Origin of the sequence: Achromobacter arsenitoxydans SY8 (genome assembly GCF_000236785.1) — a bacterium.
GTDB classification, from domain to species: domain Bacteria; phylum Pseudomonadota; class Gammaproteobacteria; order Burkholderiales; family Burkholderiaceae_B; genus Achromobacter; species Achromobacter arsenitoxydans.
In genome coordinates this window covers 86,192-111,970 of the sequence record NZ_AGUF01000057.1, presented here as the reverse complement: position 1 = coordinate 111,970, position 25,779 = coordinate 86,192, and the positions used below count along the sequence as shown (strand labels likewise).

22 protein-coding genes and 1 tRNA gene are annotated in these 25,779 nt (G+C 62.9%); 18 read left to right on the top strand and 5 right to left on the bottom strand.

Annotated features, from left to right (window positions below):
- The 18 genes from ispG (at position 1) to KYC_RS18195 (ending at position 21,327) form a co-directional block, all read left to right on the top strand.
- Positions 1-1,287, top strand: a complete 1,287-nt coding sequence (gene ispG / locus KYC_RS18280) for a flavodoxin-dependent (E)-4-hydroxy-3-methylbut-2-enyl-diphosphate synthase (protein ID WP_008165056.1) — start codon at positions 1-3, stop codon at positions 1,285-1,287.
- 54 nt (positions 1,288-1,341) lie between these two features.
- A complete protein-coding gene (gene hisS, locus KYC_RS18275) occupies positions 1,342-2,628 on the top strand; it encodes a histidine--tRNA ligase (RefSeq protein WP_085945484.1) in 1,287 nt (428 codons plus the stop codon).
- 3 nt (positions 2,629-2,631) lie between these two features.
- Positions 2,632-3,270, top strand: coding sequence for a YfgM family protein (locus KYC_RS18270; RefSeq protein ID WP_008165052.1), 639 nt, complete (start codon positions 2,632-2,634; stop codon positions 3,268-3,270).
- Positions 3,271-3,275: 5 nt separating this feature from the next.
- The gene (bamB, locus tag KYC_RS18265) at positions 3,276-4,433 is read left to right on the top strand and encodes an outer membrane protein assembly factor BamB (protein ID WP_008165050.1); all 1,158 of its coding nucleotides are present in this window, start codon (positions 3,276-3,278) and stop codon (positions 4,431-4,433) included.
- A 25-nt stretch (positions 4,434-4,458) separates the two neighbouring features.
- Positions 4,459-5,811: a ribosome biogenesis GTPase Der gene (der, locus tag KYC_RS18260; RefSeq protein ID WP_008165049.1), complete on the top strand. Its 1,353-nt coding sequence runs from the start codon at positions 4,459-4,461 to the stop codon at positions 5,809-5,811.
- Between the two features lie 3 nt (positions 5,812-5,814).
- Positions 5,815-6,888, top strand: a complete 1,074-nt coding sequence (gene hisC / locus KYC_RS18255) for a histidinol-phosphate transaminase (protein ID WP_008165047.1) — start codon at positions 5,815-5,817, stop codon at positions 6,886-6,888.
- 157 nt (positions 6,889-7,045) lie between these two features.
- Entirely contained in the window at positions 7,046-7,282 is a 237-nt protein-coding gene (gene hfq, locus KYC_RS18250) for an RNA chaperone Hfq (protein ID WP_006218585.1), read from the top strand.
- Positions 7,283-7,366: 84 nt separating this feature from the next.
- Positions 7,367-8,473: a GTPase HflX gene (gene hflX / locus KYC_RS18245; protein ID WP_008165042.1), complete on the top strand. Its 1,107-nt coding sequence runs from the start codon at positions 7,367-7,369 to the stop codon at positions 8,471-8,473.
- Positions 8,439-9,737 carry an FtsH protease activity modulator HflK gene (hflK, locus tag KYC_RS18240; RefSeq protein WP_043518845.1) on the top strand — a complete coding sequence of 433 codons (1,299 nt, stop codon included), beginning with the start codon at positions 8,439-8,441 and terminating at the stop codon, positions 9,735-9,737. Before hflX ends, hflK begins: the two co-directional genes overlap by 35 nt.
- Before the next feature lie 18 nt (positions 9,738-9,755).
- Positions 9,756-10,658, top strand: coding sequence for a protease modulator HflC (gene hflC, locus KYC_RS18235; protein ID WP_043518843.1), 903 nt, complete (start codon positions 9,756-9,758; stop codon positions 10,656-10,658).
- Positions 10,659-10,918: 260 nt separating this feature from the next.
- Positions 10,919-12,076: an ATP phosphoribosyltransferase regulatory subunit gene (locus KYC_RS18230; protein ID WP_008165038.1), complete on the top strand. Its 1,158-nt coding sequence runs from the start codon at positions 10,919-10,921 to the stop codon at positions 12,074-12,076.
- 76 nt (positions 12,077-12,152) lie between these two features.
- A complete protein-coding gene (locus KYC_RS18225; protein WP_008165035.1) occupies positions 12,153-13,448 on the top strand; it encodes an adenylosuccinate synthase in 1,296 nt (431 codons plus the stop codon).
- Positions 13,449-13,529: 81 nt separating this feature from the next.
- Positions 13,530-14,072, top strand: coding sequence for a phosphoribosyltransferase (locus KYC_RS18220; RefSeq protein WP_008165033.1), 543 nt, complete (start codon positions 13,530-13,532; stop codon positions 14,070-14,072).
- A gap of 368 nt (positions 14,073-14,440) precedes the next feature.
- Positions 14,441-14,653 carry a 30S ribosomal protein S21 gene (rpsU, locus tag KYC_RS18215; RefSeq protein WP_006218592.1) on the top strand — a complete coding sequence of 71 codons (213 nt, stop codon included), beginning with the start codon at positions 14,441-14,443 and terminating at the stop codon, positions 14,651-14,653.
- A gap of 19 nt (positions 14,654-14,672) precedes the next feature.
- The gene (gene dnaG, locus KYC_RS18210; protein ID WP_043518842.1) at positions 14,673-16,754 is read left to right on the top strand and encodes a DNA primase; all 2,082 of its coding nucleotides are present in this window, start codon (positions 14,673-14,675) and stop codon (positions 16,752-16,754) included.
- 699 nt (positions 16,755-17,453) lie between these two features.
- Positions 17,454-19,721: an RNA polymerase sigma factor RpoD gene (gene rpoD / locus KYC_RS18205; RefSeq protein WP_008165029.1), complete on the top strand. Its 2,268-nt coding sequence runs from the start codon at positions 17,454-17,456 to the stop codon at positions 19,719-19,721.
- A gap of 8 nt (positions 19,722-19,729) precedes the next feature.
- Positions 19,730-19,808: transfer RNA gene (locus KYC_RS18200), tRNA-Ile, on the top strand.
- 322 nt (positions 19,809-20,130) lie between these two features.
- Complete coding sequence (locus tag KYC_RS18195; RefSeq protein ID WP_008165028.1) at positions 20,131-21,327, top strand: GGDEF domain-containing protein; 1,197 nt, start codon at positions 20,131-20,133, stop codon at positions 21,325-21,327.
- Between the two features lie 578 nt (positions 21,328-21,905).
- Here the strand turns inward: KYC_RS18195 and KYC_RS18190 are convergent.
- From KYC_RS18190 to KYC_RS18175, 5 genes are all read right to left on the bottom strand, one after another.
- Positions 21,906-22,715: a tyrosine-type recombinase/integrase gene (locus tag KYC_RS18190; RefSeq protein ID WP_238531956.1), complete on the bottom strand. Its 810-nt coding sequence runs from the start codon at positions 22,713-22,715 to the stop codon at positions 21,906-21,908.
- A gap of 85 nt (positions 22,716-22,800) precedes the next feature.
- On the bottom strand, positions 22,801-23,031 hold the full coding sequence (locus KYC_RS30140) for a DUF4224 domain-containing protein (RefSeq protein WP_100148339.1): 231 nt from the start codon (positions 23,029-23,031) through the stop codon (positions 22,801-22,803).
- A gap of 97 nt (positions 23,032-23,128) precedes the next feature.
- Positions 23,129-23,911 carry a hypothetical protein gene (locus KYC_RS18185; RefSeq protein ID WP_043518840.1) on the bottom strand — a complete coding sequence of 261 codons (783 nt, stop codon included), beginning with the start codon at positions 23,909-23,911 and terminating at the stop codon, positions 23,129-23,131.
- A 426-nt stretch (positions 23,912-24,337) separates the two neighbouring features.
- Positions 24,338-24,778 carry a hypothetical protein gene (locus KYC_RS18180; protein ID WP_008165021.1) on the bottom strand — a complete coding sequence of 147 codons (441 nt, stop codon included), beginning with the start codon at positions 24,776-24,778 and terminating at the stop codon, positions 24,338-24,340.
- Positions 24,775-25,731, bottom strand: coding sequence for a ParB/RepB/Spo0J family partition protein (locus tag KYC_RS18175; protein WP_008165020.1), 957 nt, complete (start codon positions 25,729-25,731; stop codon positions 24,775-24,777). The genes KYC_RS18180 and KYC_RS18175 overlap by 4 nt, the downstream gene beginning before the upstream one ends.
- Between the last annotated feature and the right edge of the window lie 48 nt (positions 25,732-25,779).

Genomic DNA, 25,779 nt, shown 5'->3' with positions numbered 1-25,779 from the left:
ATGCAAGATTCTTCTCTGCCTTGCCAGGATGCGCCGCCTCCCGCCGTGGGAGCCGCGGCGCGCCGCGTCACGCGTTCCGTTGCGGTGAAGTGGGGCGATCGCGTTGTGACGGTGGGCGGAGACGCCCCGGTCGTGGTCCAGTCCATGACCAACACCGACACTGCGGACGCCATCGCTACCGCAATCCAGGTCAAGGAGCTGGCGCAGGCCGGCTCCGAGCTCGTCCGGATCACGGTCAATACGCCCGAGGCGGCCCGCGAAGTCGTCGCCATCCGCGAACAGCTCGACCGCATGGGAGTCAACGTGCCGCTGGTGGGCGACTTCCACTACAACGGCCACAAGCTCCTGACGCAGTTTCCAGAGTGCGCCCAGGCGCTGTCCAAGTACCGCATCAATCCCGGCAACATGGGCGGCGGCAAGCGCCGCGACGACAATTTCGCGCAGATGATCGAAGTGGCCTGCCGCCACGACAAGCCTGTGCGCATCGGCGTCAACTGGGGCAGCCTGGACCATGAACTGATGGCCCGCAAGATGGACGAGAACAGCCGGCGCGCCCAGCCCTGGGAAGCGCAGGCCGTGATGCGCGATGCGCTCGTGGTGTCTGCCATCTCCAATGCGCAGCGCGCCGAAGAACTAGGCCTGCGGCGCGACGCCATCATCCTGTCCTGCAAGGTCAGCCACGTCCAGGACCTGATCGCCGTCTATCGAGATCTGTCCGACCGCTGCGACTATCCCTTGCACCTCGGCCTGACCGAAGCCGGCATGGGCAGCAAGGGCATCGTGGCGTCCACGGCCGCGCTAGCCGTGCTGCTGCAGCAGGGCATCGGCGACACCATCCGTATTTCGCTCACGCCCGAACCGGGCGGTGAGCGCAGCCGCGAGGCCATCGTGGCGCAAGAGATCCTGCAGACGATGGGCCTGCGCGCCTTCACGCCCATGGTTGTCGCCTGCCCCGGCTGTGGCCGCACCAGCAGCACGTTCTTCCAGGAACTGGCTGACAGCATCCAGTCCTTCCTGCGGCGGCAGATGCCCGTCTGGCGGGCGCAGTACCCCGGCGTCGAAAGCATGAACGTCGCGGTCATGGGCTGTGTGGTCAATGGGCCGGGCGAAAGCCGTCATGCCGACATCGGCATCAGCCTGCCGGGCACCGGCGAAGTGCCGGCCGCGCCGGTGTTCGTCGACGGCGAGCGTACGGTGACGCTCAAGGGCGACCATATCGCCGAAGAGTTCCAGGCCATCGTTGAAGAATACGTTGCGCGCCGCTATGGCGCGCCCGCCTCTCACTAAAGTAAGGGTGTAGCCGCAAGCGCGCTCGCCGGCGCGCGGCGCGGCATGATCAAGATGACTCAAGCTTTCCAGAAAGTCGCCGCCATACGCGGCATGAATGACCTGTTGCCGGGGGCAAGCGCCCGCTGGGAGCAATTCGAGGAAATCGTGCGCGGCTGGCTGCGCGGCTACGGCTATCGCAACGTGCGTACGCCCGTGCTTGAGCATACGCGCCTGTTTGCGCGCGGCATCGGCGAAGTCACCGACATCGTTGAAAAAGAGATGTACACGTTCACCGACGCGCTCAACGGCGAGTCGCTGACGATGCGCCCCGAGATGACCGCAGGCATCGTGCGCGCCTCCATCGAGCACAACCTGCTCTATGACCGCCCGCAGCGTGTCTATTCCATCGGTCCGGTGTTCCGTCACGAACGCCCGCAGCGCGGCCGCTACCGCCAGTTCCACCAGATCGACGTCGAGGCGCTGGGCTTTGCCGGCCCGGACGTGGACGCGGAATTGATCGTCATGCTGGCGCGCCTCTGGAAACTGTTGGGCCTTACGGACGTGCGCCTCGAGCTGAACTCGCTCGGGCAGCCGGCCGAGCGCGCCGCGCACCGCGCCGCCCTGATCGAGCATCTGGAAAAGCACCGCGACATCCTGGATGAAGACGGTCAGCGCCGCATGTACAGCAATCCCTTGCGCGTGCTGGACACCAAGAACCCCGCCATGCAGGAAATGGCCGACAGCGCTCCGCGTCTGTTCGACTTCCTGGGCGAGGAGTCGCGCACCCACTTCGAAGGCGTGTGCAAGCGCCTGACCGATGCCGGCATCGAATATCGCTTGAATCCGCGTCTTGTGCGCGGCCTGGACTACTACAACCTGACCGTGTTCGAGTGGGTCACGGATCGCCTGGGCTCGCAGGGCACGGTCTGCGGCGGCGGCCGCTACGACGGCCTGGTCGAACTGCTGGGCGGCAAGCCGGCGCCGGCCGTGGGATTTGCCATCGGCATGGAACGCCTGCTGGACCTCTGGGAACAAAGCGTCGAAGTCGAGGCCCCGGCGGAATGCGAGGTCTACGTCGTGCACCAGGGCGAAGACGCGCAGCGCCTGGCCGCCCGGGTGGGCGAGGACCTGCGCGATGCGGGTCTGTCCGTCATCGTGCATGCGGGTCCGGCCAGCTTCAAGGCCCAATTCAAGCGCGCGGATGCCAGCGGCGCCCGGGTTGCGGTTATCCTTGGCGCCGATGAAGTGGCGTCGCAGACCGCCAGCGTCAAATTCCTGCGCGCGCAAGAGCAGGGCGAGGCCGCGCAGCAGCAGGTTCCGTTGGCAAAGCTGGCCGACGCATTGAACAACAAGGGTTAAGGCATGGCATACGATCTGGAAGAACAGGAAAAACTTGACGCGATCAAGGCCTGGTGGGCCCGGTATGGCACGTTGGTGTTTACGCTGGTGACGGTGGTCCTGCTTGCCTGGGGCGGCTGGTGGGGCTGGAAGGCCTACGAATCGCATCGCGCCAATCAGGCCATGGGTTACTTTGAAGCTCTGGAAGACGCTGCGCGCCTGGGCGGCGCGGATTCGTCGGTGCGCATCAAGACCGCGGCGGCGACGCTGCGCGAAAAGTACCCCGCCACGGGTTATGCCGCCCGCGGCGCGCTGGTCGCGGCCCAGGCGCTGCAGGCTCAGAAAGACGACGCCGGCGCCCGTGAGCAGCTTGAATGGCTGGCCGGCCAGGGCAAGAACCCCTCCATGCAGGCCGTCGCGCGGCTGCGCCTGGCGGGCCTGCTGCTGGACCAGAAGCAATACGATGCCGCCTTGGCGCAACTGACCAACCCGCCGGCCGCGTTCGCGGCCCTGTTCGCGGACCGCCGCGGCGACGTGCTCGCCGCGCAGGGCAAGCGCGAAGAGGCGAGGGCGGCTTGGCAAAGCGCCATTGATGGCCTGGGTACGGCCAATCCCCTGACCCAGGTTGTGCAGCTGAAACTGGATGCCTTGAGCGGAGCATGACTGTAATGCGTAAATTTGCACTGAGCCGCCCGTGGCGCGGCGCCGTTTGCCTCGCCGGCCTGCTTGCGCTGGGCGGTTGCGGCATGTTTTCCAGCGATGACGGCCGTTACGATCCCGCGCCCCTGACCGAATACAAGGCCGGCATGTCCGTGCGCCAGGTATGGTCTGTGTCCATCGGCAGCGGGTCCGGCCTGGGCTTCGCGCCCACCGTGCTGGGCGACGCCATCTATGCGGCCACGCCTGACGGCTCCGTGGGCAAGTTCGACCTGCAAAGCGGACGCGCCATCTGGAAGGCCAAGACCGACGGCAAGTTGTCCGCTGGCGCGGGTAGCGATGGCACGACCACCGCGGTGGCCTCGCCCGACGGCGAAGTGATCGCGTTCGACGACACCGGCAAGGTGAAGTGGAAGGTTCGCGCCACCAGCGAAGTCAACATTCCGCCCGTCGTGGGCTACGGCATTGTCGTGGTCCGCAGCGGCGACTACCGCATCCAGGCGTTCGACGCCAACAGCGGCGAGCGCGTCTGGAATGTGCAGCGCCCCGGCCCCTCGCTGGCCCTGCGCAGCGTCTCGCAGATGGTCCTGGCAGAAGGCCTGGTCATCACCGGCCTGCCTGGCGGAAAGCTGATGGCCATAGCGTCCAACAGCGGCAACGTCCAATGGGAAGGCACCGTGGCGACGCCGCGGGGCGCCAGCGACCTGGAGCGCCTGACCGACGTCGTGGGCGTGCCGCGCATCGCCGGCAACCTGCTGTGCGCGGTTGCTTATCAGGGACGTATCGTCTGCTTTGACGTCACGGCCGGCGGCCGCCCGCTCTGGGCCAAGGACTTCTCGAGCGTCAGCGGCCTGAGCCTGGACGACCGCTTCGCGTTTTCCGCCGACCAGAACAGCGTGGTGAACGCGTTTGCCCTGGATAATGGGGGCAATCTCTGGAAGCAGTCCGCGCTGAAGAACCGCCAGCTCACCGCACCGGCTATGCTGGGGGGTGCGCTGGCTGTGGGCGACCTGGACGGTTATGTGCACTTCCTGTCGCGCAGCGATGGCAGCCTGATGGCGCGGCTGTCGGTAGGCGGCGGCGCGGTCGTTTCGCCGCCTCAGACGACTCCCCAAGGTGTGCTGGTCCAGACGGGCAATGGCAATCTCGTCATGATCGGCACCAACTGAAACCTATAAAGCAAAGCCTTACACCGTGTCTTTCAAGCCTGTCGTTGCCCTGGTCGGCCGCCCCAATGTGGGGAAATCGACCCTTTTCAACCGCCTGACGCGATCGCGCGCCGCGCTGGTGGCCGACTATTCCGGCCTGACCCGCGATCGCCATTACGGCGAGGGCAGGGTAGGCGATATCCCGTTCATCGCTATTGATACGGGCGGCTTCGAGCCCGTCGCCAAGGACGGCATCCTGCTGGAAATGGCCCGCCAGACCCGGCAGGCCATCGCCGAGGCCGACGTCGTGGTGTTCCTGGTGGACGCCCGCGCGGGCATCAACGCCCATGACCACGAGATCGCGCAGTTGCTGCGCAAATCGGGGCAGCAGCGTGTGCTGCTGGCGGTGAACAAGGCCGAAGGCATGGGCCTGGGCCCCGCCATCTCCGAGTTCCACGAACTTGGTCTGGGTCAGCCCTATCCCATTTCGGCGGCGCATGGCGACGGCATCGTCGACCTGATCGAGCTCGCGCTCAAGGATCTGGCCGAACCGCCCGCGGAAGAAGAGCCTGCCGAAGAGGGCGAACACGATCACCGCATCAAGCTGGCGATCGTGGGTCGTCCCAACGTCGGCAAGTCCACGCTCATCAACACCTTCATGGGCGAAGAGCGCGTCATTGCGTTCGACATGCCGGGCACCACGCGCGACGCCATCGAGATTGACTTCGAGCGCGACGGCCGGCGCTATACGCTCATCGACACCGCTGGCCTGCGCAAGCGCGGCAAGGTATTCGAAGCCGTCGAAAAGTTCTCTGTCATCAAGACGCTGCAGGCCATCGAGGCCAGCAATGTCGTCCTGCTGATGCTGGACGCGCAGACCGAGATCTCCGAACAGGACGCGCATATCGCCGGTTTCGTGCTGGAAACCGGGCGCGCGGTGGTGGTGGCCGTCAACAAATGGGATGGCCTGGACGGCGAAGAGAAGGAACGCATCGAGCGCGAATTCAACCGCAAGCTGCGCTTCCTGTCGTTTGCGCGCGTCCACACGATTTCCGCGCTGCGCGGGCAAGGCATCAAGCCGTTGCTCAAGTCGATCAACTCCGCGCACGCGGCCGCATTCGCCAAACTGTCCACGCCCAAGCTCACGCGCGAGCTCCAGGCCGCGGTCGAACAGCAGCCGCCTCCGCGCAAGGGAATTTTCCGTCCCAAGATGCGCTATGCGCACCAGGGCGGCCAGAATCCTCCGCTGGTCGTCATCCACGGCAACGCGCTCGACGCCATCCCCGACTCGTATCGTCGTTACCTTGAGACGCGCTTTCGCAATGCGTTCGATCTGCAGGGCACGCCGCTGCGCATCGAATTCAAGTCTTCGCACAACCCCTACGCGCAGGAAAGCTGATCCATGAGCCGTTTCTGGAGTCCCGTCGTCGGGACGCTCAGTCCCTATGTTCCGGGCGAGCAGCCCAAGCTTCAGAACCTGGTCAAGCTGAACACCAACGAGCACCCCTATGGGCCGTCGCCCAAGGTGCTCGACGCGATCCGCGCGGCTTGCGACGACACGCTCAAGCTCTATCCCGATCCTTCGTCCGACCGTCTGCGCCAGGCGATCGCCTCGGCCGTGGGCGCGCAGCCCGCCCAGGTCTTCGTGGGCAACGGCTCCGACGAGGTGCTGGCGCACGTGTTCCTGGCGCTGCTCAAGCATGAGCTCCCGCTGCGGTTCCCGGACATCACCTACAGCTTCTATCCGGTCTATTGCGGCCTTTACGGCATCGAGCACCAGACGATGCCGCTGACGGCCGATTTCCGCATCGACGTCGAAGACTACCTGCCGCAGCGTCATGGCCAGGCTGGCGCCATCATCTTCCCCAACCCCAATGCGCCCACCGGCCGCGCCCTCAGCGCCGCCGAGATCGAGCGCGTGGTGGCCGGCAACCCTGATACGGTCGTCGTGGTGGACGAGGCCTACGTGGATTTCGGCGCAGAATCGGTCATTCCTCTGGTCGCCCGCTACGACAACCTGCTGGTCGTGCAGACGCTCTCGAAGTCGCGGTCGCTTGCGGGCCTGCGCGTCGGATTCGCCGTGGGCAGCGCTGCGCTGATCGACGGACTCGAACGCGTAAAGAACAGTTTCAACTCCTACCCCATTGATCGTCTGGCATCCGTCGGCGCGGTGGCGGCCCTGGAAGATACGGAGTACTTTGAGAAGACTCGCCAAGCCGTGATTGATACCCGGTCGCGGATGACGGCGGGCCTGGCGTCGCTGGGATTCGAGGTGCTTCCGTCGAGCGCGAATTTCGTGTTCGCGCGGCACCCCTCAAAAGATGCCGCCGGCCTTGCCGCCGCCTTGCGCGAGCGCAGCATCATCGTGCGTCATTTCCGTCATGCGCGCATTGATCAGTTCCTGCGCATTACCGTTGGCACCGAAGGGCAGTGCGACCAGCTTCTGGGCGCACTCGCGGAGGTCCTGCAGGCATGATTTTCAGAGGCTTTTCAGCTGGAAAACTCTGGTGTCATTTTTGCTTCCCGGCCAAGTAGCACGGGCCGGGAAAACCCTGTAGAGTACGTGTTTCGGCGTGCACCACCAGTACAAAAAGCACGCCACCACTCAATAACAAACAAATGGAGCCTGGCCAATGAGCAATAAAGGGCAAACTCTGCAAGATCCGTTCCTCAACACGCTGCGCAAGGATCATGTGCCCGTGTCGATCTATCTCGTGAACGGCATCAAACTTCAAGGGCAAATCGAATCGTTCGACCAGTACGTGGTGCTGCTGCGCAATACCGTCACCCAAATGGTCTACAAGCACGCAATCTCCACGGTGGTTCCCGCGCGTGCCGTGAATTTCCAGGTGGAAGTCCCTGCTGAGTAATCTCGCTCCAGCTTTACCTTTTATTGCCCGCCGGACGGTTGACGTCGGCGGGCATTTTCGCTTTGGGTCCAATATGGTGCATGTATGCGCGCTCTGATCATCAGCGTGGATCTCGGTGATCCGGACTTCACGGCCCATGCCGAGGAATTCGCCATGCTTGCCAAGGGCGCGGGCGCTGAGATCGTCGGCACCCTGACCGCCCGGCGCGATCGCCCCGATGCCAAGTTTTTCATCGGTTCGGGCAAGGCTGACGAAGGCGTCGCCATGGCTCAGGCCTTGCTGGCCGATATCGTCCTGTTTGACCAGCCGCTGTCGCCCGCGCAGCAGCGCAATCTCGAGCGGGCCTTCAACCTTCGGGTGGTCGACCGCGTCGCGCTCATCCTGGACATCTTCGCGCTGCGCGCCAAAAGTCACGAAGGCAAGCTGCAGGTGGAGCTCGCCCAATTGCAGCATCTGGCCACGCGCCTCACTCGGATGTGGAGCCACCTGGAGCGCCAGCGCGGCGGTATCGGGATGCGCGGCCCCGGCGAGTCTCAGCTCGAAATGGACCGCCGCATGATCGGCGCCAAGGTCAAGACGCTGCGCGAGCGGCTGGACAAGGTCGAGCGTCAGCGCGTGACCCAGCGGCGCGCCCGCGCGCGGGGCGGAGCGCTATCGGTGTCGCTGGTGGGCTACACCAACGCCGGCAAGTCCACCTTGTTCAATGCGCTGACCCGGGCGGATGCCTACGCCGCTGATCAGCTTTTCGCGACCCTGGACACGACCACTCGGCGTATCTGGGTCGAAGGGGCGGGCTCCGTGGTGGTCTCCGACACCGTGGGCTTCATCCGCGACCTGCCTCACGGCCTGATCGCCGCCTTCCGGGCCACCCTGGAAGAAACGGTGCACGCCGACCTGCTGCTGCATGTGGTGGATGCCGCCAGTCCGCAGCGGGACGAGCAGATATTCGAGGTCAACAAGGTCCTCGCCGAAATCGGCGCTGCCGCGATTCCCACCATTCTGGTATACAACAAGATAGACTTGGCTGGATTGGAACCCCGGGTGGAGCGCGATGCACATGGTACGATTGCGCGAGTATTTGTAAGCGCCACCGAGCGCGCCGGTCTGGATGCGTTGCGCGGGGCAATTGCGGAGACCGGACAGATTGTGGGAAACAATGCCGCGAATTATCAAACTCTTCAATCTGAATGACCCCGGCTGGGGTCGTGGGAACAACAATGGCTCCGAGCCGCCGCCGAAGCGGCCCCAAGGCAATGGAGACGGCCCTCCTGATCTGGACGAGGTCTGGCGCGATTTCAACAATCGCATCGGGTCCTTGTTCGGGCGCAAGGGTGGCGGCGGCAATAACCGCCCCGGCAACCGCGGCGGCATGACGCCGCCGTCGCCGCGCGGCACGCGCATCGGCCTGGGCGTCATCGCCCTGGTCGCGGCCGGCATCTGGCTGGCCAGCGGCTTCTACATCGTGCAAGAAGGCCAGGTCGCGGTCGTGACCCAGTTCGGCAAATACAAGAGCACGTCGCAAGCCGGTTTCCAGTGGCGCCTGCCGTATCCCATTCAGAGCCACGAGATCGTCAACGTCTCGCAGCTGCGCACCTTCGAAGTCGGCTTCCGCGGCGGCGCCCGCAACAAGGTTCTGCCTGAAGCGCTGATGCTCACGACGGACGAGAACATCGTCGACATGCAGTTCGTCGTCCAGTACCGCCTGCGCGCCGACGGCGCACCCGACTACCTCTTCATGACGCGCGATCCTGACGAATCCGTTCGCCAGGCGTCCGAAACCGCCATGCGGGAAGTCGTGGGCAAGCAGTCCATGGACTTCGTGTTGTACGAAGGCCGTACGACGGTCGCGTCCCAGGTTCAGGCGCTTATGCAGCAGATCCTCGACCGCTACCAGACTGGCGTGCAGGTCAGCACCGTCGCCATCCAGAACGTCCAGCCGCCCGAACAGGTCCAGGCTGCGTTCGATGACGCCGTCAAGGCTGGCCAGGATCGCGAACGCCAGATCAACGAAGGTCAGGCGTACGCCAACCAGGTCGTGCCGCTGGCCAGCGGCCAGGCTTCGCGCATGGTGGAGCAGGCCGAAGGCTACAAGGCCAAGGTCGTGGGCGATGCCCAAGGTAATACGTCGCGCTTCACCAGCATTCTCGGCGAATACGAAAAGTCGCCGCTGGTCATGCGCCAGCGCATGTACCTGGAGAGCATGCAGGACATCTTCACGCGCGCCAGCAAGGTTATGGTCGACACCAAGAGCAACAACAACATGTTGTATCTGCCCTTGGACAAGATCATGCATCTGGCAGCTCAGGACGCAGGTAAGTCCAATGTCGGCAACCCCGGTTCGCCCGCTTTGGTCAATCCGCCTGCCCAGCCTCCGCGCGGCACCGCCGCGCCGGCGCCGCAGCCTTCCGGCAGCAGCACCAGCAACACGCTGCCCCGCGACCGTATGTCGCGCTAACCCGGAGGAGTCCTGATCATGAATCGTCTTATGCCCATCCTGGTCGGCCTGCTCATTGCGCTGGCCGTCCTTTCTTCCAGCGTTTTCGTTGTCCGCGAGCGCGACTATGCCCTGGTGTTCTCGCTGGGTGAAGTGCGCAGGGTCATCAGCGAACCTGGCCTTTATTTCAAGGTGCCGCCGCCGTTCCAGAACGTTGTCACGCTCGACAAGCGCATTCTGACCATTGAAACCAACGAAGCCGAGCGCATCCAGACTTCCGAAAAGAAGAACCTGCTGATCGACTCCTACGTCAAGTGGCGCATCGCGGACCCCCGCCTGTTCTACGTGACGTTCGGCGGCAATGAGCGTGCGGCGCAAGAACGCCTGCAAGCCCAAATCCGCGACGCGCTCAACGCGTCGGTCAACGTGCGTACGGTGCGCGACGTGGTTTCCACCGAACGCGACAAGATCATGGCCGAAATCCTGACCAACGTCGCCAAGCGTGCCGAGCCCCTGGGCGTGCAGATCGTCGACGTGCGTCTGCGCCGAATCGAATTCGCACCCGAGATCTCGGAATCCGTGTATCGCCGTATGGAAGCGGAGCGTACCCGCGTCGCCAACGAACTGCGCTCGATCGGCGCCGCCGAAGGCGAAAAGATCCGCGCCGAAGCCGATCGCCAACGCGAAGTCATTGTGGCCCAGGCGTACGCCAAGGCTCAGGGCATCATGGGCGAGGGCGATGCCGCCGCGGCGTCGATCTACTCGCAGGCCTATGGCAAGAACCCGGATTTCTACACGTACTACAAGAGCCTGGAAGCCTACCGCGCTTCGTTCTCGAAGCCGGGCGACGTGCTGGTGGTCGACCCCAGCTCCAGTTTCTTCCAGTTCATGAAGGATCCGGCGGGCGCCGCCCTGGCGCCGGTCAGCGTGCCGTCCAAGTAACCGGCAGGGCTGGCAGACACAAAGCCTCGCGGCAGCCCCGCGGGGCTTTTCCGCATCTGGGCGGAGCGAATTGATCGCCCGCGCGTATTGGGGACAGGTGGCGGGGCCTGCGTCTGCGGGTGGCGCTGATGGCTGAACCATGTACAATACCGCGTAAGCTAGAAAACATTCCGCAGCGGCTGAGCGGGCTTACGCCCCTCAGCCGCTTTTTCGTTTGGGCGACGCCCACGCATCACTTGGCGTTATTCAGGTAAACATTCATGGGTAACTGGTTGCTGCCCGAGAGCCTCGCCGACGTACTTCCGGCAGAGGCCCGGCGCATCGAGGAATTGCGCCGCGAACTTCTCGATCTATACCGTACTTACGGCTTCGAGCTGGTCGCTCCGCCCCTGGTCGAGTACATTGATTCATTGCTGTCGGGCACCGGTAGCGATCTGGATCTGCGCACCTGCAAGCTGATCGACCAGCTTTCGGGCCGCACGCTGGGCGTGCGCGCGGACATGACGCCTCAGGTGACTCGCATCGACGCGCACTTGCTGAATCGCGCGGGCGTCACCCGGTTGTGCTATTGCGGCAACGTGCTGCATACCCGCCCCGCGGATTTGCTGTCCAGCCGCGAACTGCTGCAGATCGGCGCTGAAATCTACGGCCATGCCGGGTTTGAGGCCGATCTGGAAGTCATCCAGCTGGTGCTGGAAACCGTTGCTATCGCCGGCGTGCGCAATCCGCGCCTGGATTTGTGTCACCCGGGTGTGCTGCGCGCCATCCTGAAGTCGGATCCGGCCGCCGCGGAATTGTCGCAGGACGCCATTCGGCTGATGCGGGACAAAGATGTCCCCGGCCTGGGTGAATTGGCGGCGCGCGCTCCCGGCATCCGTGCCGAAACGCTGAAGGCGCTGCAGTTGCTGCCCAGTCTGTACGGCGGTCCGGAAGTGCTGCACGAAGCGCGCCGCGAACTGCCGTCGCTGCCGGGTGTGGCCGAGGCGCTGGATGCCTTGCAGGCCGTAGTGGACGCCATGCCGAACGTCTCGTTCAGCGTGGACCTTGCCGATGTGGGCGGCTACGCCTACCACTCGGGTGTGAAATTCGCGCTGTACGCTGAAGGCTGGCACGATGCGCTGGTCAGCGGCGGCCGCTATGACGATGTCAGCCGCGCGTTCGGCCGGGCGCGTCCGGCCACCGGCTTCAGTCTGGATTTACGCAAGCTGGCGGCGGGTTTGCCGCCGGCAGAACGGGCGCGGGCAGTGCGCGCGCCCTGGGGGCAGGCCCCCGCCCTGACCGAGGCGGTGCGCCGCCTGCGCCGGTCAGGGGAAATCGTCGTTCAGGTATTGCCCGGTCACGAGCAGGATCAGGACGAATTCGTTTGCGATCGCGAGCTGGCGCTGCAGGATGGCGTCTGGACGGTCAAAACGCTGTGACTAACTCCCTCCTGGAAACGGGAGGGCCGCGGGGAGATTTCCGGATTTCCCGAGAAACTCGATATTGATTCGTAACATGAGCAAGAACGTAGTCGTAATCGGCACCCAGTGGGGTGACGAGGGCAAGGGCAAGATCGTCGACTGGCTGGCGGAATCCGTCCAGGGCGTGGTCCGCTTCCAAGGCGGTCACAATGCCGGCCATACGCTGTGGATCAACGGCAAGAAGACGATTCTTCGCCTGATCCCGTCGGGCATCATGCATCCCGGTGTCACCTGCTTCATCGGCAATGGCGTCGTGCTGTCCCCGGAAGCCCTGCTCAAGGAAATCGAAGAGCTTGAGGCGGCCGGCCTGGACGTGCGCTCGCGCCTGCAGATTTCCGAAATCTGCCCGCTGATCCTGCCCTACCACGTCGCCATCGACAAGGCGCGCGAAGCCCGCAAGGGCGACGGCAAGATCGGCACGACCGGTCGCGGCATCGGCCCTGCCTATGAAGACAAGGTGGCCCGCCGTGCGCTGCGCGTGCAGGATCTGTTCAATCCCTCGCTGTTCGACGAAAAGCTCGCCGAAGTGCTGGATTACCACAACTTCGTGCTGACCAAGTACCTGGGCGCCGAGGCGGTCTCCGCCAACGAAGTGCGCGACCAGGCGATGGCGCTGGCTCCCGCCATCGCTCCCATGGTCAAGGACGTGTCCAGCAACCTGTACGCCATGCAACAGGAAGGCAAGCGCCTGCTGTTCGAAGGCGCGCAAGGCGCGTTGCTGGACGTCGATCACGGCACCTACCCGTTCGTCACCAGCAGCAACTGCGTTGCGGGCGCGGCATCGGCTGGCGCCGGCGTGGGTCCTCAGCAGCTGGACTACGTCCTGGGCATCACCAAGGCCTACACCACGCGCGTCGGTTCGGGTCCGTTCCCCACGGAATTGGTCGACGAAATCGGCACCCGCCTGGCCACGATCGGCAAGGAATTCGGTTCGGTCACCGGCCGTCCGCGTCGCTGCGGCTGGTTTGACGGCGCCGCCCTGAAGCGTTCGGTTCGTCTGAACGGCATTTCCGGTCTGTGCATCACCAAGCTCGACGTGCTGGACGGTCTGGAAACCATCCAGCTGGGCGTCGGCTACCGCGTCAACGGCGAATTCCGCGACGTGCTGCCGTACGGCGCGCATGCCGTGGCCCAGGCGCAGCCGGTGCTGGAAGAGCTGCCGGGCTGGAGCGAATCGACCGTCGGCATCACCGAATACGACAAGCTGCCCGCTGCCGCCCGCCGTTACCTGGAGCGCGTGGCTGAAGTTTGCGGCGTGCCGATCGACCTGGTGTCCACCGGTCCGGACCGCAACGAGACCATTGTCCTGCGTCATCCCCTGAAGGGCTGACATCGGGTTATTATTCCCTAGGCCGCCGCCGGTCATACCGGCGGCGGCCTTTTCGTATTTTTGTGCAGGAGATCCTTGCCTATGAGCACGCCGACCAGTGACGATAGCCATCTGTGGGTAACGTGGGACGATTACAACCGCTTGATCGAGCGCCTTACCTTGCAGGTGCATCAATCGGGCTGGAAGTTCGACAAGATTCTTTGCCTTGCGCGTGGCGGCATGCGCGTGGGCGATGTTATGTCCCGTATTTTTGACGTGCCGTTGGGCATCCTGGCTACCAGCAGCTACCGCGAAGCAGCCGGCACGAAGCAGGGCGACATGGATATCGCCCAGTTCATCACCATCACGCGGGGCACGCTGTCCGGCCGCGTGTTGCTTGTGGACGACATGGTAGATACCGGCAAGACATTCAGCAAAGTCTACGACCACCTGAAAAACCAGTTTGCCGACATCACTGAATTGCGCAGCGCCGTGCTGTGGTGGAAGGGGCATTCCCTGGCGACTCCCGACTACTACGTCGAGAAGCTGCCGACGAACCCCTGGATTCACCAGCCGTTCGAAGACTACGACAGCCTGCGCCCGCACCAGCTGGAAGCCTGGATTCGCAAGGGCTCGCAGAACTGAACGAATTTGCCTGGAAGGGCGGGCCCTGCTGCCGCCTTGCCCTTTCAGTAGTCAAAATGGCCATGACCATGCTAGAATCGCTGGTTATCGCTAAACCGAACTTGGCTTGTTACTCTCTGGGTAGTCTTTGGGTAACGGAAACAGCCAGCGTATAAGCTAAACCCAAGCTGAGCCTGTACTTGAATCCTGGTGATTTTTGTATGGGTTGCGCTTTCAAGGTTCCTAGTTCGCGGTACATGCCTATTGGTGGTTTGCAGGTCTTAGCGCCAAAGGCCGTCTTCGCGTACCTGGATCCGCGTAGCGTTGCTGGTAAAGCAAGCCAGGTTTGTCATCAACTTTTGTTACCCTACAAGCAGGCCAATTACTTTATGCCTATCGTTCGACTGAAGGAAAACGAACCGTTTGAAGCCGCTCTGCGCCGCTTCAAGCGCACCATCGAAAAGACCGGTTTGCTCACCGAGCTGCGTTCGCGCGAGTTCTACGAGAAGCCCACTGCCGAGCGCAAGCGCAAGCATGCCGCCGCCGTGAAGCGCCACTACAAGCGCATCCGTAGCCAACAACTGCCCCCGCGCCTGTATTGATTTTTGATTCCCGAATCTATTGATTCCAGAATCATTCATCCAGGATCTACTCGCCCGAGTCGACGTCGTCGATGTAGTCGGGCGGTATGTGCAGTTGCGAAAGGGTGGGGCCAACTTGCTTGGCCTGTGCCCTTTTCATAACGAAAAAAGTCCGTCTTTCACTGTCAGCCCCACCAAGCAGTTCTATCACTGCTTCGGCTGTGGAGCACATGGCAGCGCCATCACTTTCCTGATGGAACATACGGGCACCAGTTTCCCCGAAGCCGTGCGCACGCTCGCGGCTTCGGCGGGAATGACGGTCCCCGAAGAAAATCGAAGTCCACGCCAGCAGCAGGAATCCGCGCGCCGCAAGGCCGAGGAGTCCCGCCACACGCAGGTGCTGGATGCCGCCCAGGCGCACTACCTGAAGCAATTGCGGGCGTCGCCTGCCGCCGTCCGCTATTTGAAGCAGCGCGGCCTGACCGGCGAGATCGCGGCGCATTTTGGTCTGGGCTGGTCCGGAACCGACCGCCACGGCCTGTCTCAGGTATTTCCCAATTACGACGATCCCACGCTGGTGGAATCGGGACTGGTCATCGAATCGGAAGACGGGCGTCGCTACGACCGCTTCCGCGAACGCATCATGTTCCCGATCCGCAACGTGCGTGGCAGTCTGATCGGATTCGGCGGCCGCATCATCGGCAAGGGCGAGCCCAAATACCTCAATTCGCCCGAAACGCCGCTGTTCTCAAAGGGGCAGGAGCTGTATGGCCTGTGGGAGGGGCGGCAAGCCATACGCCAGGAAGGGCAGGTCATCGTAGTCGAAGGCTACATGGACGTGGTCGGGCTGGCGCAGCAGGGCATCGCCAATGCCGTTGCAACGCTCGGCACCGCCACCACGCCAGACCATGTGAAGAAACTTTTGCGCACAAGCGACAAGGTGATCTTCAGCTTCGACGGAGACGGTGCGGGCAGGCGAGCCGCCTGGCGCGCATTGCAGGCCTGTCTGCCGGTGCTGCGGGACGATATCGCGATTCGCTTCCTGTTTCTTCCGTCCGAGCATGACCCGGATTCCTATGTCCGCGAATTGGGTGCGGAAGCCTTCCGTGCGTGCCTGGGCGATGCGGTGGCCCTGTCGCGATTCCTGCTCGATGAGCTCGCGTCCCGCCACAACATGACCGAGGCCGAGGGGCGTGCCAGTTGCCTGCACGAAGCCAAGCCTTTGCTGGCAGCCATCCCTGAATGCGCCCTGCGCGTGCAGATCGAACGGGAAATGGCCAAGCTGGTGCAGTTGACTCCCGAGGAAATGGCCCTGGTGCTCGCGCAGCAGCCTGCCAAGCCTTTTGCGCCCGGCCCCCGGCCGGCTGCGGGGGCAGGCGATGCCGCGGCAGGAGCGGGCGGCGGCCAGGCGCATGACGGCGGCCCGCCTGACATGGGCTACGACTTCGCGGGTCACGACTTCCATGACATTCCTGCCGACGAGTCCGATTTTGTCGACTACGGCCAATTTGGTTCGCAAGGCGGGGATCCGGCCGGCGCCGAAGGGGGCTGGCAGCAGGGCGGCAAGCAGGAGTGGAAAGGCAAAGGCGACTGGAAGGGCAAGGGCGATTGGAAAGGGAAAAGCGACTGGAAGGGCGGCAAGGGCGGCTGGAAGGGGCGGCGCGACAATGACGTCGGCGGCTTCGAAGGGCGCCGCACCATGCCGTCGCTGGCCAAGCGCCTGCTGGGGCTGCTGCTGGCGCATCCCGAACTGGTGGACTCCATGGGAGACCAGCAGCTTGAAGTCATCGACCATGGCCCCCATCTAGGTCTTGTAAGGGACCTGATCATGCTGGCGCAATCCAGCGGAGCGCGCCATGTGGGCGCATTGCTGGAGGCCGCAGAGCCGGATTCGGACCTGGCGACCGTCCTTAAGGGCTTGCGCGCGGACATTCTTTCCCAGGAAGACCTGCCTGACCCGCAAACGGAATGGGATGACGCGCTGCGCCGGATCGAGTTCGATTCGGCCAGGACGGAAATGGCCAAGCTGGCGGCAGCAGGCCTGGCAACGGAAGAGGCGCGCAAGCGCTATCTGGAGCTGTCCAGCCGCATGACGATCCTGAAAGGTGCTGGGCTGCGCTAAATGCGCTAAAATCAAAGGTTTTCCGCAGTTGGCACAGCCAAAGGTGCAAGGGGTAAGTGTGATGCTGGCCTCTCCTTGCGCCCCGAATTTTTGGCGTAGCTGCGCCGGGCTGCGGATTGTTGCGTGATTGAAGTCAGATTTCGTTTGAATATCGGCCGAATTAGTGGCATTTTTGACGCAGCAGTGCTGGAACTTGAAAAAATGGTGTTAGGCAGCCGGAATCTATCCTGGCTGCCGGAATCTAATAATTGTTGTGCCAATTTGACGCGCGCGTTTTGATTCGACGGGCGGATACTTGCGTCAAAATTGTTACATAGTTAATTAATAAAGCTTAGCGGTGAATTAGGCAGTTCGGCGGCGGTTTTTTCCGCGTGGCGTTAGTGGTTCGGGTGCTGTGTACTTATAGCTGCTTGGGGCAAAGGCCCAATAAGCGAGCAAGGCCTATTTATAGGCAGGCAGCCCCCCCGGCGTCCGGGATCCCCTTCCGAATGAGGTCATGCACGTCAGGCGTCTGAACGGTATTGCACCGTGTTGCCGCCGGACGGGCTCGCAAGAGCTGGCGCTGCGAACAACGCAGCCGCGTGAACTCCGCCGATTCACCAGATTTACCCGTATGCCATGTCGCGCTGGGCCATAGCCTGGCGCGACTTTATGCGGTGCAACATGCCCAAACGGGTTGCGACGACCACGGAAGCGACTATGACCAAATCCACCGGCAAATCCTCCTCTGCAATTGATGCGGCCGAAACCAAGGCTGTGGCGGCCAAGCGCGCCGTCAGCATGGCCGCGGAAAAAGCGCCCGCCAAGACGGCGGTGAAGGTCGCCAAGCCCGCTGCCAAGACGGCTGTCAAAAAGGCGGCCAAGACGGCTGCCGCGGGCGACAAGCCCGAAAAGGTGACGAAGGCTCGCGCCAAGAAGGCCGAGGACAAGCTGGCCGACCTGGTGGGCAGCGCGCGCCCCGCGCCTAGCGGCCGCCGTCCGGGCCGCCCCGCCAAGAATGCCAACAATGATTCCGACGGCTTCGACGATTCGATGGACGGCGAAGGCGAAGTCCTGCCCGACCTGAAGCCGCCCAAGCGCGGCGGCAAGCGCGGCAAGGCCGATCCCAAGGACCTGATCGCCCGCGGTCCCGTCACGCCGGAAGAGTACGAAGCCCGCCGCAACCGCCTGAAGCAGCTGATCAAGCTGGGCAAGGACCGCGGCTACCTGACGTACGGCGAGATCAACGATCATCTGCCCGACGACCTGGTCGACGCCGAAGCCATCGACGGCATCATCAGCACCTTTAGCGACATGGGGATCGCGGTCTACGACCAGGCGCCCGATGCCGAAACGCTGCTGATGAGCGAAAACGCGCCGGTGGCGTCCAACGACGACGACGTCGAGGACGAAGCCGAAGCCGCGCTCACCACCGTGGACTCCGACTTCGGCCGCACCACCGACCCCGTGCGCATGTACATGCGCGAAATGGGCTCGGTCGAGCTGCTGACCCGCGAAGGCGAAATCGAGATCGCCAAGCGCATCGAAGACGGCCTGAAGCACATGGTCATGGCCATCTCGGCCTGCCCGACCACGATCAACGAAATCCTGGCGCACATCATGCGCGTCCGTGAAGGCCAGGCGCAGATCGACGAAGTCGTTGACGGCCTTGTTGATCCGGAAGACGGCGAAGAGTACGCCGGCGCCGGTGTCACCGCCGACGAAGACGAAAGCGACGACGGCCCGGCCGGCGGCATGTCCAGCAAGCAGCTGGAAGACCTGCGCGTCAAGGCCCTGGCCAAGTTCGACGAGGTCGGCAAGCAGTTCGACAAGATGCGCCTGTCGTACGAGAAGGACGGCTACAAGTCGGACATCTACGTGCGTGCGCAGGAATCCATCCAGAACGAACTGATGGGCATCCGCTTCACCGCCAAGATGGTGGAAAAGCTGGCCGACACCCTGCGCAACCAGGTTGAAGAAGTGCGCCAGCTGGAACGCGCCGTCCTGCACACGTGTGTGGACCGCGCAGGCATGCCGCGCCTGCACTTCATCAAGGTCTTCCCGGGCAACGAAACGAATCTGCAGTGGGTCGTCGACGAAGTCGCCGCCGGTCACCCGTACGCCGAGACGCTGGAGCGCCAGATTCCCGCCGTGCAGGAACTGCAGCAGAAGCTGATCGACCTGCAAACGCGCGTCGTGCTGCCGCTCAAGGACCTGAAGGACGTCAATAAGCGCATGGCCACCGGCGAAGCCAAGGCTCGCAAGGCCAAGCGCGAAATGACCGAGGCCAACCTGCGTCTGGTGATCTCGATCGCCAAGAAGTACACGAACCGCGGCCTGCAGTTCCTGGATCTGATCCAGGAAGGCAACATCGGCCTGATGAAGGCCGTGGACAAGTTCGAATACCGTCGCGGCTACAAGTTCTCGACCTACGCCACGTGGTGGATTCGTCAGGCCATCACGCGCTCGATCGCCGACCAGGCGCGCACCATCCGGATTCCGGTTCACATGATCGAAACGATCAACAAGATGAACCGCATCAGCCGCCAGATTCTGCAGGAAACCGGCGCCGAGCCGGATCCCGCGACCCTGGCGCAGAAGATGGACATGCCCGAGGACAAGATCCGCAAGATCCTGAAGATCGCCAAGGAACCGATCTCCATGGAAACGCCCATCGGCGACGACGACGATTCGCACCTGGGCGATTTCATCGAGGACACGTCGACGCTGGCGCCTTCGGACGCGGCTTTGCACGGTTCCATGCGCGATGTGGTCAAGGAAGTGCTAGACTCTCTGACCCCGCGTGAAGCCAAGGTTCTGCGTATGCGTTTCGGCATCGAAATGAGCACCGACCAGACCCTGGAAGAAGTGGGCAAGCAATTCGACGTCACGCGCGAGCGCATCCGCCAAATAGAGGCTAAAGCGCTGCGCAAGCTGCGTCACCCCAGCCGGGCCGACAAGCTGAAGAGCTTCCTGGAAGGGCAGTAAGTTTTCCTGGGCCTCTAGCTCATGCCTGGTTAGAGCAGCGGACTCATAATCCGTTGGTGCCGAGTTCGACTCTCGGGGGGCCTACCAAAGAAATCCTGAGAAATCAGGTGCCTACAGCCGCCAGCAATGGCGGCTGTTTCGTTTTTGGTTCCAACTGCGGCTGAAGCGTGCCCGTTCCGCGCGCGACAAGGCGCAGTGGCGCAAGGCGGGCGCCGCGCCGCCTCGACCCGCCTTGCGGACGAGATCTGGGGCGCCGACCTTGACGGCGGGCGGAGCCAGCGCCTACCATTCGCAGGCCTCAAATGGCCGATATGACGCTAAAGCGGCTGTTTGCGCTTCCAAAATACGCATTCAGGCGCCATCTCCCAGTGATTGCGCTTTTTGCCGCACCATCCTTCCGCGCCTGTCCATGGTTGCCACTGTCATTCTTGGCATGCTCTGCGTGCACTTGTTGTGCTTTTGTGCAATGTTTTTGCTGATCAGCAGGCGGCTGAGCGGCAAGAAGATGGGCACGGATGTGTTCGCCGCAGGTCACTTGCAGCTGGCCGTGGCCTACATACTGCAGTTGCTGGTCGGTCCTTCGGAATGGGGAGCGATGAGCTTCGTCAATCACACGCTGACGCTTTGCGCCCCTATCACCTATGTTTTTGGCGCACTGCGGTTTTTCAATCGGCCCGTACCTGTGCTTCGCCCCATTCTGGCGCTGGCCGTTATCTACACCGTCGCGCAGGTGCTGGTGCAGGCATCGTGGGGCATTGCGGCGCGGCATGCGCTGCTGGCGGCTTCGTGCGCATTGCTGTTCCTGACGATGACGATCGGGTTGCTCTACGGCGCGCGCACTTTCGCCAAGGATTTGCGCTTGGAGATGATTGTCTTCGCCATTCTGGTGGGCGGCATCTGCGCGCTCAACGCCGCGAAGTTTGTATTGATCCTGAACGGAGGAATGCCGGCCCTAGACATGAAGAGTCCGTTCCAGACGGCGTTCTACATCTATATGTCGTTCTTGGGGACCGTGCTGCCGCCAGCCGTGGTCTGGCTGATCCTGCGGCGCTTGACGGATGAGCTGCGCACCATGGCAACGCAGGACCCCCTGACCGGGCTGCTCAACCGGCGAGGCTTGATGGATGGACTGGACGGCCACTTCCGGGGCCGCCATGTCGGGTTTTCGCATCTGCTGATCGTGGACATCGACCGCTTCAAGCAAATCAACGATAACTACGGTCACCAAACAGGTGATCTGATCCTGTGCCGGGTGGCGGAAGTGATTCAGAGCACGGTGCGCCATGGGGATCTGGTGTGCAGGCTGGGCGGGGAAGAGTTCGTGGTGGTGGCGCTCAATAGCGATCGGGAGGGCGCCATGCACCTTGCGGAGCGGCTACGCGAGGCCATTGCCTGCACCCAGGTGCCTGCGGGCCACGGGCATGGGCTGATTCGATGCACGGCAACAATCGGTGTCTCGCGCGGGTTCGTACGTCCACAGGTGTTGGACGAAATCATGCGGCAGGCGGATGCCGCGCTGTACCGAGGCAAGGAGTCCGGACGCAACCGTGTTGAATGGGCGGACGAGTCGCCTGATGTTCAAGTCGCGCAAGCAAGTCCGGCCTGAGATGCTGGCGGGCATTGAATGCGCTGTCGGTCGCCAATATTTTGCGGATCCGCTCGTGGCCAGTTGATCTGCGCGTAGCCGATACGGGCGGCGGAGATTTCCGGCGCCAAATGGAAGAGCGCCCCAGCTCGAGACGAGTCTGAGGCGCTCCTGCCCGGCTTCGCACGCGATGGGTGTCAGACAGCCCGGCAACTCCAATCTACTGCTCGACCAGAGACCCGGCAATAGGGGAAACCCTCGGGAAAAATGGGGTTGGTTTAGCCTGGCTCGGACCATTCGCGCAGCCGCAAATCCCCTGTGAAAGACGGTTTTGTCCGGATACCGGCGTGCGACCGCCAAGTCAACGAGGTGGCGCCGATTTGTCCGCCTCGGCATCCACGAATTGTTGCCGGGCCGGGCGCTGGCGACACTGGACCCCACATTCACTGCACAGGAGAGCAGACATGATGGGGTATCGGAAGCGCCAACTGGGCCAAGGCATGACTGAATACATCTCTAGGCCGGAGACCCGCATAAACAAAGGCTATACATCGGCCCGTCAATTAGATGTCTAAAACGCAGCACGTTGTGCTGGACGCCTATACAGCCTTTCTGGTCGGACCTTTCACGAGTTTGGGCCGCTTGTCGCGCAGATAGATCCGGGTCGTTCGCGGATCCGAATGGCCGAGCAGGGCGCTCGGATCGATTCCTTGCGATTCAGCGTCGGTGCCTGCCATCGCCCGCAAGTCGTGCAGTGTTACGTCAGACACGCTGGCCTTGATCGCCGCATCCTTGAAGGTGCGCCAGACATTGGAGTGGAGCCGGAGATTGCCCCCACGGCCGCCGAGAAGATACGGCGTCCTGGTTGGCGAGACGCGCAGTTCTTGGGCACGGTCGACCGCAACGCGGAGTTGGGGTGTCCATTCGACCACCAGCCGCTTTCCGGTCTTCTGCTGTTCGAAGTACAGCCCCTCGTCACGGAGGTGGCCATCCTCGATTTTCAGCACGTCGCCGATCCTCTGCCCCGTTAGGTAGCAAAGGTCCATGACGCATTGAAGCCAGGGCGGACATCCCTTGTAGACGGCTGCGTATTCTTTAGGCGTGATGAGCCTGTCCCGCGGCTTCTGGACGAAGCGCTTCACGCTAACGCACGGGTTGGCTTCAACGCGTCCGCGATCTAACGCCCACTGAAAAACCAGCTTTAGGACTGTAAGCATCCGGTTCGCCAATGCTTGACGATCCGCGTACCCGTCCAGCAGCTCAACGACATCGCCGTGGCGCACTTGGTTCGGGTAGAAGGCCGCGAACGCCTCTTTGAGCTGTGCCGCGCAGTACTCGTATTGCTTGCGTGTCGAGTCGGCGACATTCTTGATCAGGATGGGAAGGGCATCGTCGATCAGCGCCGGCATGCCATCCTTTGGGGCGGAGACAATGCGGGCGTACTCGGTTAGTGCGCTGTGCAGGTCGGTTCCGATTTTGCGCCACTTCCCGCCCTTAACGTACCAGTACGCGCCGTGCTTCTGGTATACGCACGCGGGGAGGTGTCGGTCCTTGGTTCTTGGTCGCATGGCCTAGTGCAGCCTCCATTGCTGCCCGGAGAACCACTGGGGTTCCGTCGGGGCGGATCTTGAACGGGATGGAAAGGAATCTCAGGGCTTCAATCTGTCCTGACTTTCTGGCCTTCCCTGTGAGTTCGATTAGCTCCTCGTGTGTGAGCGTGAGCATTCCACCTCCACGTAGCCGTGCTGCTGGATTACCGCGTTGACGTGCTCGTCGCTGAGCGGGTTGACGGTGGCCGCGGGGGCGGTGCGGTTCTGGTTGGTCACGCTGTGTACTCCAGTTCGGCCGCCTCGCAGAAGAACGAGCAAGACGGCAGGGATTCGTTGCGGCGCGCCTCGCCTGCGGGCAGGTCGCGCAGGGGAAAGCGCTCATTGATCCGGGGCCCAGACCGGTAGCGTAAGAACCACGACCCAGGGCCGATTTCATCCTGTAGGGCACACACCGCCTCAAAATGCTCGGGAAAGTCCTCTCGGATGGCACGCCAGTAGCCTTCACCACCTTTCGGGCAGCCGATGCAGTTGGCGTTGTCGTAGCCGAGGCGGTACATGTATGGCAGCTCGATGCCGGCGCGCTCGATCATGGCTTTGCAGTCCTCTTTGCCAAGGCCGCGTTCGATAAGCGGCGCCAGCACCGGCCGGTCTGGGTTGCGTTCGCGGAAGTCGTCCAGGCGGTCGGCTTCCTCCATTGTGTAGCCGAAGACCATCACATCGCCGGGTTGTTTCCACTCGTCCAAAAGCTTGCGCTTCAGCTCCAGCGAGCAGGGCGCGCCGCTGGGGCCTTTGATGTACTGCCGGCGGTGCCAGACCTGGATCGCGCTGGCGTTGTATTTCTCGTTGCGCAGCGTGACAATCTCGCGGCTGAACCAGGTCTGGGCATCCTGCGCGAAGCGTCGGTTATCGACGTGCTCCTCCTGCAGGAAGGCGTTGACGATCTGCACGTCGTGCGTCGCGCCGTATTGGGCCAGCGCCAGCTTCGTAGCAACCGCTGAGGCGGCACCGCAGGAGAACTGGCACACGATTCGAGGGGCGATCTGAGCTAAGTGCATGGCGTTCCTTTTACCCTTTCACTCTTGCATTTTTGTAGCGTTCAGTTACCATCACGCCAGTTCAGAATTTGGGCAGCCTCTTCGCCCATACCGTGCAGTCTGGTTCCCCTCCATGAGACTGCTGCTAAAGCAAAATTGGGGAAGGCCTGTCGCTCGGCCCAGACGTTGATGGCCACGAGCACTTTTTAGGAGATGCATATGCATTCCCAAAAAGCAGGCAGCTTGTGTAGTTCGGATGTGCTCAATTACTGCAAAGGCCTTGCGTCCATATTGGTCGCTATCCCCGCAGTAGGGCTCACCGGCCTGCCGGCCGTGCTCGCAGGGGTGATGGTTGTAGTCACCCTGCACTGCATTCTTCGGTCTTAAGCTGAGAGCCGGCGAGGTCAACCCCTCGCCGCTTGCCTTACATTTATGGGCAGCCAAGTTTTATCCCTCCTTCTGCCGATAGGCGGAAAGGGCGGCGATGAATTCTGCCTCGGCCAGCAGCCCGCGAACGGCGTCGAACATCATGTCGCGTTCGACATCGGTTGGGTTGTAGACGCCGTCCCTGCTTTCCTCGTCCTCGCCGCACATCTCGTACTCGGCAACGTATTCCTGCGCGATTTGGTCAGCGCGCGCGAAATCCGGTTTGTGCGCATCGCCGGCGGCGGGAGCGGGGCGCCGATAGAGGGGGACAACGGGCCAGTCCGATTTTGCATGCGTCGGATAGCGGTGTTCGATCACCACCTCAAACCGGCCTTCGTGGTCCATGCGTCCGAATTCGTAGGCGTGAGGCTTGTCCATATCGGGATGACCGCTGGGGGCGGGCTGCGACGTTTCGGGCGTGCCCAGGGCGGCGCCCATGAATTCGCTGATGGGGGCGTTCATGCGGTGGTTTCCTCCGGATCGAGTTCGATAGGGGCCTGGGTATCGGGTGCGCCTTGCCGCGCATCCTTGGCTGCTTTCTCGGCGCGCTTTGCGCGGACCGTTTCGACGGCACCGTGGGCCTGGAACAGATCCAGGAGGGCGGCTGTCGGGATGGTGATCGTTTCGCTTGCTACGCGGCCTTCCTGGACGTCCACGAGGGTTGCGCGCTGGGTCGCGTCCAGGCCTTTCATGAAGGTGTCCACGCTACTGACCAGCGGCGTGACGACCTTGCGGGGGAGGGCGCGGCCGTGGATGGTGCTGGCGGTCACCTTGGTTTTGCCTGCGGCCTTGGCCTGGTCTACTTTCCCGGTGAGGAAGTCGCCCGCGCTGGCGCCCATCTTGCGCACGGCTTCGATTGCCACCTCGGCGGAGACCTGGCAGGACCGCACCAAGTCTTGAACGTCGCGCTCGGCGTCGGCGAGGACAAGGTAGTTTTCAACGTGGGTCCGGCTGCAATGGACCAGGGCGGCGATCTCTTCGCTTTCCAAGCCCATGCCCCGAAAGCGCTTGAAGCCGCGCGCGGCCTCCATGGGACGCAGCTTTACGCCTTCATTGCTGGTGTAGATCCGCGCCTGCCGTTCGATCTCGTTGCCGGTGAATCCAATGACCGAAATCCACTCAATAGGGGCACCGCGGGCGATGGCGCGTCCATAGGCTTCATGGCGCCTGTGGCCGTCCACGATTTCGACGCCGGAGCCGTCAGGCATTGCGACGACTTCGAGCGGTGGCAGAGGCCCGCCGGCCAGGATGTAGTTGGTCAGTGCTTCGATGCCCGCTTCAGAGACAGAATCCGGCTCGCGCAAATTGAACGCGTCCTGAAGCAGGATTTGGGAATAGCGGACTTTCATTGCGTCGGCGCGTTTGATCGTGCCGTCCTTGATCATCGTCTTGAACGATGCGGGGGGATGGGTCATATGACACCTGGGGAGTCGTTGGGATACGATGCCGCTACCAAAACTTGG

Bases quoted from the DNA above. Each gene is read 5' to 3' on its own strand.
- hisC (WP_008165047.1), top strand. From the start codon at position 5,815: ATGAGCCGTTTCTGGAGTCCCGTCGTCGGGACGCTCAGTCCCTATGTT.
- KYC_RS30140 (WP_100148339.1), bottom strand. From the start codon at position 23,031: ATGCTCACGCTCACACACGAGGAGCTAATCGAACTCACAGGGAAGGCC.
- KYC_RS18180 (WP_008165021.1), bottom strand. From the start codon at position 24,778: ATGAACGCCCCCATCAGCGAATTCATGGGCGCCGCCCTGGGCACGCCC.
- KYC_RS18230 (WP_008165038.1), top strand. From the start codon at position 10,919: ATGGGTAACTGGTTGCTGCCCGAGAGCCTCGCCGACGTACTTCCGGCA.
- KYC_RS18195 (WP_008165028.1), top strand. From the start codon at position 20,131: ATGGTTGCCACTGTCATTCTTGGCATGCTCTGCGTGCACTTGTTGTGC.
- hisS (WP_085945484.1), top strand. From the start codon at position 1,342: ATGACTCAAGCTTTCCAGAAAGTCGCCGCCATACGCGGCATGAATGAC.
- ispG (WP_008165056.1), top strand. From the start codon at position 1: ATGCAAGATTCTTCTCTGCCTTGCCAGGATGCGCCGCCTCCCGCCGTG.
- hfq (WP_006218585.1), top strand. From the start codon at position 7,046: ATGAGCAATAAAGGGCAAACTCTGCAAGATCCGTTCCTCAACACGCTG.
- hflC (WP_043518843.1), top strand. From the start codon at position 9,756: ATGAATCGTCTTATGCCCATCCTGGTCGGCCTGCTCATTGCGCTGGCC.
- KYC_RS18270 (WP_008165052.1), top strand. From the start codon at position 2,632: ATGGCATACGATCTGGAAGAACAGGAAAAACTTGACGCGATCAAGGCC.
- KYC_RS18190 (WP_238531956.1), bottom strand. From the start codon at position 22,715: ATGCCGGCGCTGATCGACGATGCCCTTCCCATCCTGATCAAGAATGTC.
- rpsU (WP_006218592.1), top strand. From the start codon at position 14,441: ATGCCTATCGTTCGACTGAAGGAAAACGAACCGTTTGAAGCCGCTCTG.
- KYC_RS18175 (WP_008165020.1), bottom strand. From the start codon at position 25,731: ATGACCCATCCCCCCGCATCGTTCAAGACGATGATCAAGGACGGCACG.
- rpoD (WP_008165029.1), top strand. From the start codon at position 17,454: ATGACCAAATCCACCGGCAAATCCTCCTCTGCAATTGATGCGGCCGAA.
- KYC_RS18220 (WP_008165033.1), top strand. From the start codon at position 13,530: ATGAGCACGCCGACCAGTGACGATAGCCATCTGTGGGTAACGTGGGAC.
- hflX (WP_008165042.1), top strand. From the start codon at position 7,367: ATGCGCGCTCTGATCATCAGCGTGGATCTCGGTGATCCGGACTTCACG.
- hflK (WP_043518845.1), top strand. From the start codon at position 8,439: ATGCCGCGAATTATCAAACTCTTCAATCTGAATGACCCCGGCTGGGGT.
- KYC_RS18185 (WP_043518840.1), bottom strand. From the start codon at position 23,911: ATGCACTTAGCTCAGATCGCCCCTCGAATCGTGTGCCAGTTCTCCTGC.
- bamB (WP_008165050.1), top strand. From the start codon at position 3,276: ATGCGTAAATTTGCACTGAGCCGCCCGTGGCGCGGCGCCGTTTGCCTC.
- KYC_RS18225 (WP_008165035.1), top strand. From the start codon at position 12,153: ATGAGCAAGAACGTAGTCGTAATCGGCACCCAGTGGGGTGACGAGGGC.